Origin of the sequence: Microbacterium sp. BH-3-3-3, assembly GCF_007679045.1 — a bacterium.
Lineage (GTDB): Bacteria > Actinomycetota > Actinomycetes > Actinomycetales > Microbacteriaceae > Microbacterium > Microbacterium algihabitans.
Map to the genome: position 1 here is coordinate 58430 of NZ_VEFS01000004.1, position 11170 is coordinate 69599.

An 11170-nucleotide genomic window follows, 5' to 3' on the forward strand; every position below is an offset into this window, starting at 1 on the left:
CGACACCGGGCCGACCGCGCACGCCGCGCGGCGTCACGCGACGGGAGCGACGCCGTCGATGTGCGACAGCGGCAGGGTGCGTTCGACGTCGGCGCCGCGGTCGCGTCCGCGGAGGCGTCCGCCGCCCAGGCCCGTCGCCTCGAGGCGGAACACGCGCGCGGTGCCGTCGGGCAGGCGCACGGTCACGTCGATCACCGCGCGAGCGCGCACGGCCTGATCCAGCTCGCGTTCGAGCCACGCGGCATCCGAGTCCTCGGCCCCGGCGCGCAGACGGGCGATCAGCGGAGCGTAGGTCTCATCGGCATCCGCGCCGGGAGTCTGCTCGGTGGCGAGCTTCGCGCGCTCGAGGGCCCGCGGTCGGCCCTGCTCGTCGACCGCGACGGCGGGGTAGTGCGCGTCGGTCAGGGCCCAGAACACCACGTCGGCCGACACGTGCGACTCGAGGGCGTCGTCGGTGCGGGTGAGTGCGATCGAGCGCAGCGACTGGTCGATCTCCATCGAGCGCAGCAGCGTCTCGTCGTCGGTGACGACCCGCGTGAGCGACGAGGCCGCCTCGCTCATCACGCGCACGCGGCCGTGCTCCGCCGCGGTGCGCTCGATGACGTACGCGAGCGGCTGGGGGAGGCCCGTCAACGAGATGCCCGAGAGGAACTCGCGCAACGAGTCAGCGGTCTCGCCCGCGGTGATCGCGGCACCGATCGTCGCGGCGCTGAAGCGATAGCTCGAGGCCTGGGCGCGCGACTCGCGCGTGGCCATCGACCGCAGGCGCACGTCGAGGTGGGGAGCGAGGGGGCCCGGGGCGATGGCGGTGAGGTCGTTCTGCAGGTACACGCGGTCGACCTCGGGCGGGAGCAGTTCGCGCAGCGCGGAGGTGTCGACGTCGCCGCCCTCGGCGAGGGGCTGAGCCCACGGTGTGATGCGGCCCGCGGCATCCGTGAGTCCCCACCGGGTCAGGCGTTCGGTCCACAGCGCCGCGCGCTCGGGTGCCTCGGGGTCGAAGGGGGTCGCGCCGGCCCAGAGGTGCAGGGGGATCCACCCGCCGTTCTCGGAGCGGTAGGCACGGGGGAGGGCGTCGCGCAGAGCGACGGCGGTCTGCTGCCACCGCTCGAGCGTCGGCAGCTTGAGCCACTCGCGACCGGCGGGCGAGACGAGCCAGGCACGGTCGTTCGCTCCGAGCAGCCCGACCGAGGCGGCGAGTCCGACCAGCAGATCGGCGTCGGCGGGGGTCTCCACGGCTCCCGCGTCGACCAGGCGGCGGCGTTCGGTCGCGCCCAGCGAACCCGATCCGATGCGCCCGAGCGGGGACCCGAGGGTCTGCAGGAGCACGTCGGCGACCGAGGCGGCGTTGGTGAAGGCGGCCTCGGAGGCAGCGGCGACGGATGCCGCGGACTCGGCCGCGCCCGGTTCGCGCGCGGCGGTGCGCGGCTCGGCGAGACCGTCGGGACGGGCCTCGCGCACGGCATCGGCGACCGTGGGGAAGGGGACGCCCGCGTCGTCGACGAGAGCCCGGGATGCGAGGTCGGCACGCACGCGGCCGGTCGCGGCCTCGCCGTCGACGGCGGCCACGAGCGCCTCGGCCTCGTCGCGGGAGAGGGCGGGAAGGCCGCGGGCGACCGAGGCCGGCTCGAGCAGGGCTTCCGCAGCGTCGAACATGTCGCGCCAGGTGCTCGAGGGCGAGATCTGCCGCTCGTCGAAGAGACGGCCGAGCTCGGTGTCGGTGAGCGCGCTCAACGAGACCGCCAGTGCGCGTTGTGCGGAGGTCTCGGCCACGTCATCGGGCCCTGTTGGCCCGGCCCTTTCGGACGAAATTCATGATGAGCAGAGCGATGATGAGCGCGAAGCCGACGGGAAGGGCGAACAGCGGGAGGACGACGATCAGGGGCCATGCGCCCTGGGTGAAGTCGCTGACTCCGAGCGGCTGCGCGAGGATCACGATGAAGAAGCACACGATGGACACGACGACCAGGCCGAGTGACATGAAAGTCAGGATGCGGTCGATGCGGCGGACGGGGATGTCGTCGCCCGGCGTGCTGCCACCGGAGGTGCGGGTGCTCATCGGGCTCAGCCTACTGCCTGGCGGCGGTGCCGTAGGCTGGAAGACCGGGATCCGATCGGCTCCCGTGTTCCGCCGCGCGATCCGCGCACTCATCCAGCGAGGTGTCCATGCCCACCGGCAAGGTCAGGTTCTACGACGACGAGAAGGGCTTCGGCTTCATCAGCACCGATGACGGCCAGGACGTGTTCCTGCACGCCACGGCTCTGCCCGCCGGAACCCCGGGCCCGAAGGCCGGGACCCGCCTCGAGTTCGGCGTGGCCGACGGCAAGCGCGGTCTGCAGGCGCTCTCGGTGCGCGTGCTCGACGCCCCCGTCAGCCTGTCGAAGCGCTCGCGCAAGCCCGCCGACGACATGGCGATCATCGTCGAAGACCTCGTGAAGCTGCTCGACGGCATCGGCGGCGACCTGCGTCGCGGTCGCTACCCCAACGGCCCGCACGCCCAGAAGATCGCCGCGGTCCTGCGCAAGGTCGCCGATGACTTCGAAGCCTGAGTCGGCCGCGGACGAGCGCCTGACCGGCGCCCACGATCTCGCGCTGTCCGCGTTGCGCGAGATCACCCCCGCAGACACCATCGGCCCCGCCGCCGACTACGCGCTCGAAGACGACGGTGTCGTCTCGCTGCGCTTCCACACGCGCCTCTCGGGGTACCCCGGATGGTTCTGGACCGTCAGCGTGGCGGTCGTCGAGGACTCCGAGCCGACCGTGCTCGAAGTCGAACTGCTGCCCGGCGACGGAGCGCTGCTCGCTCCCGACTGGGTGCCGTGGGCCACGCGGCTCGCCGAGTACCAGGCGGCGCAGGTCGCGGCCGCCGCGACCGACGACGACCACGGTGACGACGACGATCACGACGGCGACGATCCCGACGAGGACGAAGAAGACGACGACGAGGACGACGAGGAGCCGAAGGCGCGCTTCCACGCCGGCGACCTCGACGGCGTCGACATCGACGAGCTCGACGCTCCGGCCGCTGTGGCGGACGACGAGGGCGATGACGACGATGACGATGACACCCTCGATGCCGACGACGCGGACGACGACGACCGCGACGAGGGCGACCGCAGCTACTGACCTCTGAACGACGAAGGCCGTCCCGCGCGATGCGGGACGGCCTTCGTCGTTCGTGGCGTCAGGCGCCGGGCAGGTTCTCGATCGTGTAGTCGATGGCGCCGATCAGGCGGCGCACGTCGTCGGGCTCGATCGAGACGAACGTGGCCACGCGCAGCTGGTTGCGGCCCAGCTTGCGGTACGGCTCGGTGTCGACGATGCCGTTCGCGCGCAGGCTCTTCGCGATCGCGCTCGCATCGATGCTGTCGTCGAAGTCGATCGTGACGACGACGGGCGAGCGGTCGGCGGCGTCGGCGACGAAGGGGGTCGCCACCGCACTGGCATCCGCCCACTCGTACAGCGCGGAGGACGACTCCGCCGTGCGCGCGGCCGCCCACTCGAGGCCGCCGTTGTCGAGGATCCAGCCGAGCTGCTCGTCGAGCAGCAGCAGGGTCGCCAGGGCGGGGGTGTTGAGCGTCTGCTGCAGGCGGGAGTTGTCGACCGCGTTCTTCAGGCTGAGGAACTCGGGGATGTAGCGGTCGGATGCCGCGATCTTCTCGATGCGCTCGATCGCCGCGGGCGAGACGGCGGCGTACCAGATGCCTCCGTCGGAGCCGAGGTTCTTCTGCGGGGCGAAGTAGTAGACGTCGGCCTGGGTGACGTCGAAGTCGATGCCGCCCGCGGCGCTGGTCGCATCGATGACGGTGAGCGCACCGGCATCCGCGTTCACGCGCTGGACGGGGGCCGAGACGCCCGTCGAGGTCTCGTTGTGGGGCCAGGCGTAGACGTCGACGCCCTCGACGGCCTCGGCGACCGTGCGGGTGCCCGGCTCGGCGCGGCGCACGTCGGGCGCCTGCAGCCACGGCGCCGCGGCGGCCGAAGCGAACTTGCCGCCGAACTCGCCGAACACGAGGTTCTGGCTGCGGTTCTCGATCAGGCCGAACGCCGCGGCGTCCCAGAACGCCGTCGACCCGCCGTTGCCGAGGATGATCTCGTAGCCCTCGGGCAGGCGGAACAGCTGTGCAAGACGCTCGCGCGTGCTGGCGACGAGGTTCTTCACGGGCGCCTGACGGTGCGAGGTTCCGAGGATCGACGCCCCGCGGGTGACGAGCGCCTCGAGCTGCGCACCGCGCACCTTCGAGGGGCCGCACCCGAAGCGGCCGTCGGCGGGCAGGAGATCGGTGGGGAGTTCCACGTGCGGCATGGCACTGATTCTAGGGCGAGCCTCCGGGCCCGCCCGCGCTCATGTCGGAGGGGGTCGGTAGGCTGGGAGGACTTGCCGCGCGACATCGAGGACACCTGAATGACCGATCTGATCGACACCACCGAGATGTACCTGCGCACGATCCTCGAGCTCGAGGAGGAGAAGATCGTGCCCCTGCGGGCGCGCATCTCCGAGCGCCTGGGGCACTCCGGGCCGACGGTCTCGCAGACGGTCGGACGCATGGAGCGCGACGGTCTGGTCGTCGTGTCGGAGGACCGCCGGCTCGAGCTCACCGACGCCGGCCGTCAGAAGGCCGTCGACGTGATGCGCAAGCACCGTCTCGCCGAGCGTCTGCTCAGCGATGTGATCGGCCTCGACTGGGCCTACGTGCACGACGAGGCCTGCCGCTGGGAGCACGTCATGAGCGAGCAGGTCGAGCGTCGCCTCGTCGAGCTGCTCGGGCACCCCACCGAGTCGCCGTACGGCAACCCCATCCCCGGACTCGACCAGCTCGGCGACGCCAGCAGCGTCACCTTCGACGACGGCGTGGTCGGCCTGGTCCGCAAGCTCGCCGACGCGGGCGGACCCATCTCGGGCACGGTCCGCCGGCTCGCCGAACCCGCGCAGGTCGACCCCGAGCTGCTGCAGCAGCTGAAGGCCGCGGGCGTCCTGCCCGGAGCCCACGGCGACTACCGCTTCAACGAGGGCTACGTGCTCGTGCAGATGGACGGCGTCGACGAAGGCCTCGAGCTGCCCGTCGAGGTGGCCTCGCACATCTTCCTCGTCGCCGAGGCGTGATCGGCGGCGCTCTTACCCGAGCATCCGCCGTGCACGCCTTCTGAAGCGTGACATGTTCGTTATCTTCGGGTAGCCTTCGAAGGTCCACAGGCGAGAAGCCCGCCGTCGGACCCCTCGCAGTTTTGCCTCATCGGCTCGTCGTCTGCAGAGGGTGAAGCCCGCACATCGTGCCCCTTATTCGAGTGCTGACGAGCCAGCGTGATCGCCCCCGGGTGATCGCGCAGAGGCGCCGGAGGAACTTTGGCTGAAAACACCGATCCCGCTGCGGACCTACCCGAGGTCCCCGCGACCGGACCCACACGCAAGAGCACCCGTGCCGCTGCCGTCGTGCCGTCGGCGAAGCGTCCCGTGGTCACCTCGATCACCGCGGCCGCACCCGCCGCCCGCACCGCACCCGCGCGCAGCGCGTCGTCGCAGCGCCGGTTCGGCAAGCCCGTGCGCAGTGCCGTGATCCTGTCGATGGTCGCCGGCCTCGTCGCGACGGTCGCGATCCCCGCGTACGCCGCGACCATGCCGGCCGCCGAGACCGTGACGCTCCAGCAGATGTCGGCTCCCGACAACCAGTCGCTGGTCGTCGCGTCCGACTCCACCGCCGCGACGCTCGACCGCAGCAGCTACTCGGCAACCACCGCCGAAGAGATCCAGAAGAAGAAGGATCAAGAGGCCGCCGCGGCCGCCGCCGCCGAGCGCGCCCGTCAGCTGGCCGCCAACGCGTCGAAGGCGTCGAGCAGCAGCTCGTCGAGCTCCGTGTCGGTCGACCTCAACATGACCGCACCGGGCTCCGGCGAGGTGCGCTGGCCCCTCACCAGCTACAAGCTGGGCCGTGGCCTATGGGACTCCGGCTACCACCAGGGCGTCGATCTGCTCGCGCCGCAGGGGCAGCCGATCTTCGCCGCCGCCGCCGGCGTCGTCAAGGTCTCGCAGGAGAGCTACGGCGGCTACGGCGTCGCGATCGTCATCGAGCACGTCATCAACGGCCAGAAGGTCTCGACCACCTACGGGCACATGACCTACGGCACCCGTCAGGTGCAGGCGGGTCAGACGGTCGCCGCAGGCCAGGTCATCGGCCTCGTCGGCTCGACCGGCAGCTCGACCGCCAACCACCTGCACTTCGAGGTGCACATCAACGGCTCGGTCGTCGACCCCTACGCCTGGTTGCAGCAGAACGCGGGCTGAGCCCCACCATCACGCGAGACGGCGTGTCGGAGACGATGTTCTCCGACACGCCGTCTTCTGTTTCCCCGAGTGGCCGACCCCGGGCGTGTCGTGGTGGGTTAGCCTGTCAGCGACGTCGGAAGAACCGAAGGGAAGACCGATGAACACCAGCCCGCGCATCCGCACCATGGATGCGCTCGGGCTGCTCGTTCTTCGGCATCGTGTGTTCGGATGCCGCGGCCTCGCCGCGACTTCGAAGGCGCTGTCTGCCTAGACAGCGCCTTTTTTCATACCCCTGAGTGCCCTCCTCGTCACGAGTCGAACATCCGAGAAGCCGTCTCGGCCATTCGAGAGGAAACGGAATGCGCACACTGGTGCTGAACGCGGGCTACGAGCCCCTCGCGGTCGTGTCGTTCAAGCGAGCCCTCGTGCTCGTGATGAACGAGAAGGCCACCGTCGTCGAACGCATCGAGGAGGACCCCGTCTGGGCGGCCGCCGGCGAGTACGACCGCCCGGCCGTGATCATCCTCACCCGCTACGTGCGGGTTCCGGGAGCCCGTCGCGTCCCCGTCACACGCCGCGGCGTGCTGCGGCGCGACGCGCACCGGTGCGGATACTGCGGCAAGGCGGCATCGACCATCGACCACGTCATGCCCCGCTCGCGCGGCGGCAAGGACACGTGGGAGAACCTCGTGGCGTGCTGCCTGGCCTGCAACAACATCAAGGGCGACCGCACCCCGCAAGAGATGCGGTGGGAGCTCCGGCTCGTTCCGGCGCCCCCGCACGGCTCTTCGTGGACCGTTCGCGGCGTCGACAAGAGCGACCCGCGGTGGGAGCCGTACCTGGCGTTGGCGGCCTGACCACGGCATCCGGGATCATCCCCTCCCCGAACGCTCAGGCGTGCAGGGGAGCGAGGTCTTGCAGACCGGTCACGCGCAGGAGATCGAGGCGGTCGGCATCCGGAGTGCCCGGGGCCACCGTGTAGACCACGACGCGCAGGTCGCTGCCCGGCACGCTGAGCACGTCGCAGTCGACCTCGATCTCGCCGACCGCCGTGCGCACGCGTTTGCGGCTGCTGCGGTGCTCGGCGATGTGGGCGGAATCCCACCGGCGCTCGAACTCCGGGGAGTCGCGGCGCAGGCGCGCGACGAGGTCGACGAGCGATCGGTCGGCGGGATATCGACCGAGCGCCGAGCGCAGATCGGCCACGAGGTCGCGGGCGAACTCCTCGTCGTGCACGGCATCCCACGCGATCCCCTCGTGGCCCTGGGTGAAGTGACGCCAGACGACGTTGCGCTCGAGCCCGGTGCGCCGGAGGGGATCGCCGTCGAACGCGGCCCAGAGGGCGTTCCACAGCAGGAGGTCGTGCGCGGCGGTGAAGACCGCGAGGGGCACGTCGGTGAGGCGGTCGACCAGCCGCTGGACGCCCGGGGTGATGTGCCGGGGCACGAGGCCGCGCGGGGGAGGGGCGCTGCCGGCGACCCGGAACAGGTGGTCGCGTTCGGCTGCTGTGAGCCGCAGCGCCGTCGCGAGGGCGCCGAGCATCTGCCCCGACGGATGGGTCGCCCGCCCCTGCTCGAGCCGCACGACGTAGTCCACGCTCACCCCGGCGAGGGCCGCGAGCTCCTCGCGGCGCAGGCCCTGCGTGCGGCGCCCGGGTCCGGCGGGGAGGCCGACCTCCTCGGGCCGGACGCGCTCGCGCCACGACCGCAGCACGCTGGCGAACTCGCTCATCCCTCCATCATGGTCCCGTGCGCGCCGGGGATCCTGGTACCGGTGGCCCCCCCGTCGTCCCGTACCTGGGGCGGCCGCGACGGTGGGCGCAGGATGAGGTCATGACGACGACACTCATCACCGGAGCAAACCGCAGCCTGGGCCTGGAGACCGCCCGGCGCCTCATCGACGCCGGCCACACGGTCTACGCCGGCATGCGCGACCTCGCCACGGGCGACGACGTCCGGGCGCTCGGCGCTCACGCCGTGCAGCTCGACGTGACCGACCAGGCGAGCGTGGATGCCGCGTTCGCCACCCTTCCCGCCCTCGACGTGCTCGTGAACAACGCGGGCGTGCTCGGCACCTCCCACGGCGTCGACGACCTCGACGTCGCGGCGATGACCGAGGTGTTCGACACGAACGTGATGGCCGTGGTGCGCCTGACCCAGGCGGCCCTGCCGTTGCTGCGCCGCTCGGCGAACCCGGTCATCGTCAACGTGGCGTCCGGAGTCGGGTTCACCCGGTGGCTGACGACGCCGGGGCACGACGAGTTCGGCGTCCCGTCGATTCCCTATGCGGCGTCGAAGGCCGCCGTGATCGCCCTGACGGTGCAGTACGCCAAGAACCTGCCCGAGATGCGGGTGAACGCCTCCGACCCGGGCTATACGGCGACGGCGTTCAACGGATTCGGCGGTCACCAGACGATCACCGAAGGGACGGATGCCACCGTCGCCCTGGCCCTGATCGATCGCGACGGTCCGAGCGGGGAGTTCCACGACCGCACCGGGCGGATCGCGTACTGAGGGCACGCGGGGTGCCGGGCGGGTGCGACCCCCGCTCGGGGCCGATGTCGGAGGTCGATCGTATCTTCGAGCCACAGGGATTGAGGCGATAGAACAGATGTTCTAACCTGTGGGAGTGAGGGCGATCATGCGAGACCAGGTACAGGCCGTACCCGACATCCATGCGCTGCGCGATCGCCTCGAGCGCATGCAGGGGCGGCGCATGGACGCCCCGGTACTGCCGACCCATCCCGCGTTCACCTCGCTGCTGCCCGGCGGAGGGCTCCGGTCGGGGTCGGCGTACTCCCTCGCCCGCTCGGCGTCGCTGCTCTTGGCGCTCATGGCGCGCCCCTCGCAGGACGGCGCCTGGTGCGGGGTCATCGGCATGCCCGAGCTCGGCGCCGAGGCGGCGGAGAAGTACGGGCTCGACCTCGATCGGCTCGTGTTCATCCCCGACCCCGGGCCGCGCTGGCTCGCGGTGACGGCGACGATCACCGAGGTGCTGCCGGTCGTCGCCGTCCGGCCCCCGGCCGGCTCCTCCGCCGCACGCGGGGGCGCTGAGACCACGCGCCTGGCCGCGCGTCTGCGCGATCGCGGGTCGGTGCTGCTCGTGCAGGGGGAGTGGCCCCAGGCCGAGGCGGTCATCGACGTCGCCGACCCCCGGTGGTCGGGTCTCGGGCAGGGCCACGGATACCTGGCGGGTCGTGAGCTGACGGTGTCGGTGAGCAGCCGCCGTTCGCCGAACGCGCGGCGGGCCCGCATGCTGCTCCCCGCCGCCGACGGATCGATCGAACTGCTGGGCGCCCCCGCCGAGCGGCTCGTCTCGCGCGAACGCGACGCCTTCCGTGCGCGGGCGGTCGGCTGATGCAGGCGCCCACGCGCAGCCTGGTGCTGTGGTTCCCCGACTGGCCCATCACGGCGTTCGCGCACGAGGCCACCACCCCGCCGAAACCGGATGCCGCGGTGGCGGTGTTCGCCAACAACCTCGTCGTCGCCTGCTCGTGGGCCGCCCGCGCGCAGGGCGTGCGCCGCGGGCAGAAGCGTCGCGACGCCCAGGCGCTGTGCCCGACGTTGCAGGTGGTGGCGGCCGATCCCGTCCGCGATGCGCGGGCGTTCGCCCCCGTCGTCGCGCGGATCGAAGAGCGGGCGCCCGGCGTGCAGATCGTGCGGCCCGGTCTGTGCGCGCTGCGGTCCCGAGGACCGGCGCGGTACTACGGCGGCGAGGCCGAGGCGGCGCGCATGTTCATCCGCCTGCTCGACGACGAGGGGTTCTCCGGGGTGCGGGCGAGCGTGGCCGACGGCGTGTTCACGGCCGAGCACGCGGCCCGGTCCGCCGCCGCGGACGACCCGGTGCGCATCGTCGCGCCCGGAGATGCGGGGGTGTTCCTCGCGCCGCTGTCGATCGCCACGCTCGACGACGACGAATTCGGCAGCCTCCTCTCGCGTCTGGGCGTGCACACGCTGGGCGCTCTCGCGGCCCTGCCCGTCGAGCGGGTGCGTGAGCGCTTCGGTGAACGCGGCGTGCGGTTGCACGCCCTGGCCGCGGGGCTCGACTCCCAACCGGTGCAGCCGCGCACGCCCCCGCCCGAGCTGCACCGCGAGGTGGCGTTCGAACCCCCGCTCGAGCTCGCCGACCAGATCGCGTTCGGCATGCGCGTCGCGGCCGAAGAGTTCATCGCGCAGTTGGGAGCGCACGATCTGGTCTGCACCGAACTGCGGGTCGTGCTCACGGGCGAGCGAGGCGAGCGCAGCGAACGCGTATGGCTGCACCCCGGGTCGTTCGACGCCGCCGGTGTCGTCGATCGCGTGCGCTGGCAGTTGGCCGAAGACGCCCAGGGCATCTTCGGCAGCGGGGTGGCCGGGGTGCACATCGAGCCCGAAGCCGTCGACGCCGCCGCCCATCACGCCAAGGGGCTGTTCGGCGCCGGCCCCGACGAGCGCGTGCACCACGCCCTCTCGCGTGTACAGGCCATGCTCGGCCATCGCGGGGTGGTGACCCCCGTCATCGGCGGCGGGCGCTGGCTCGCCGAGCGTCAGGTGCTCGTGCCGTGGGGCGACAGGGCGATCACCGCGAAAGACCGCGCCCGGCCGTGGCCCGGCAGCCTCCCCGACCCCCTGCCGGCCGTCGTCTACCCCGAACCCCGACCGGTCGGCGTCACCGACATCGCCGGCGCCTCCGTCACGGTGGGCGAGCGCGACGTGCTCAGCGCTCCGCCGGCGGTGCTCGAGACCGCCGGGCAACGCCGCCGCATCAGCGAGTGGGCAGGTCCGTGGCCCATCAGCGAACGCGGGTGGGACCCCCTGCGCGCGCGGCGCGCCCACCGCTTCCAGGTGGTCGACGCCGATGGTGGCGCGTGGCTGCTGGTCGTCGAGGAGGGCGAGTGGCGAGCGGAGGGGCGTTATGACTGAGGGTCGATC

General features: G+C 71.9%; 12 protein-coding genes. 8 read left to right on the top strand and 4 right to left on the bottom strand.

What is annotated here, in order from left to right:
• Positions 1-33 precede the first annotated feature (33 nt).
• Positions 34-1770, bottom strand: a complete 1737-nt coding sequence (locus FS769_RS12510; RefSeq protein WP_144833924.1) for a helicase-associated domain-containing protein — start codon at positions 1768-1770, stop codon at positions 34-36.
• A gap of 1 nt (position 1771) precedes the next feature.
• A complete protein-coding gene (locus FS769_RS12515; protein WP_144833926.1) occupies positions 1772-2056 on the bottom strand; it encodes a multidrug ABC transporter ATPase in 285 nt (94 codons plus the stop codon).
• A gap of 107 nt (positions 2057-2163) precedes the next feature.
• On the opposite strand from FS769_RS12515, the gene FS769_RS12520 reads away from it, so the two are divergent.
• Both FS769_RS12520 and FS769_RS12525 read left to right on the top strand, forming a co-directional pair.
• The gene (locus FS769_RS12520) at positions 2164-2547 is read left to right on the top strand and encodes a cold-shock protein (RefSeq protein WP_144833929.1); all 384 of its coding nucleotides are present in this window, start codon (positions 2164-2166) and stop codon (positions 2545-2547) included.
• Positions 2531-3124 (top strand): DUF3027 domain-containing protein, encoded by a 594-nt coding sequence (locus FS769_RS12525; RefSeq protein WP_144833931.1) that lies wholly within the window; start codon positions 2531-2533, stop codon positions 3122-3124. Before FS769_RS12520 ends, FS769_RS12525 begins: the two co-directional genes overlap by 17 nt.
• A 58-nt stretch (positions 3125-3182) precedes the next feature.
• Here the strand turns inward: FS769_RS12525 and serC are convergent, their stop codons facing one another.
• The gene (gene serC, locus FS769_RS12530) at positions 3183-4304 is read right to left on the bottom strand and encodes a phosphoserine transaminase (protein WP_144833933.1); all 1122 of its coding nucleotides are present in this window, start codon (positions 4302-4304) and stop codon (positions 3183-3185) included.
• A 99-nt stretch (positions 4305-4403) separates the two neighbouring features.
• On the opposite strand from serC, the gene FS769_RS12535 reads away from it, so the two are divergent.
• The 3 genes from FS769_RS12535 to FS769_RS12545 all read left to right on the top strand — a co-directional run bounded on the left by FS769_RS12535 (position 4404) and on the right by FS769_RS12545 (position 7117).
• Positions 4404-5102, top strand: a complete 699-nt coding sequence (locus FS769_RS12535; RefSeq protein WP_144833935.1) for a metal-dependent transcriptional regulator — start codon at positions 4404-4406, stop codon at positions 5100-5102.
• Between the two features lie 240 nt (positions 5103-5342).
• Entirely contained in the window at positions 5343-6278 is a 936-nt protein-coding gene (locus FS769_RS12540) for a M23 family metallopeptidase (RefSeq protein WP_186325540.1), read from the top strand.
• Positions 6279-6619: 341 nt separating this feature from the next.
• A complete protein-coding gene (locus tag FS769_RS12545) occupies positions 6620-7117 on the top strand; it encodes an HNH endonuclease (RefSeq protein ID WP_144833937.1) in 498 nt (165 codons plus the stop codon).
• Positions 7118-7151: 34 nt separating this feature from the next.
• Here the strand turns inward: FS769_RS12545 and FS769_RS12550 are convergent, their stop codons facing one another.
• Positions 7152-7991: a helix-turn-helix domain-containing protein gene (locus tag FS769_RS12550; RefSeq protein WP_144833939.1), complete on the bottom strand. Its 840-nt coding sequence runs from the start codon at positions 7989-7991 to the stop codon at positions 7152-7154.
• A gap of 101 nt (positions 7992-8092) precedes the next feature.
• Here FS769_RS12550 and FS769_RS12555 point away from each other — a divergent pair, with 101 nt between their 5' ends.
• From FS769_RS12555 to FS769_RS12565, 3 genes are all read left to right on the top strand, one after another.
• The gene (locus FS769_RS12555) at positions 8093-8773 is read left to right on the top strand and encodes an SDR family NAD(P)-dependent oxidoreductase (RefSeq protein ID WP_144833941.1); all 681 of its coding nucleotides are present in this window, start codon (positions 8093-8095) and stop codon (positions 8771-8773) included.
• 127 nt (positions 8774-8900) lie between these two features.
• Entirely contained in the window at positions 8901-9617 is a 717-nt protein-coding gene (locus FS769_RS12560) for a hypothetical protein (protein WP_144833943.1), read from the top strand.
• Entirely contained in the window at positions 9617-11161 is a 1545-nt protein-coding gene (locus FS769_RS12565) for a DNA polymerase Y family protein (protein ID WP_144833945.1), read from the top strand. Before FS769_RS12560 ends, FS769_RS12565 begins: the two co-directional genes overlap by 1 nt.
• Positions 11162-11170 lie beyond the last annotated feature (9 nt).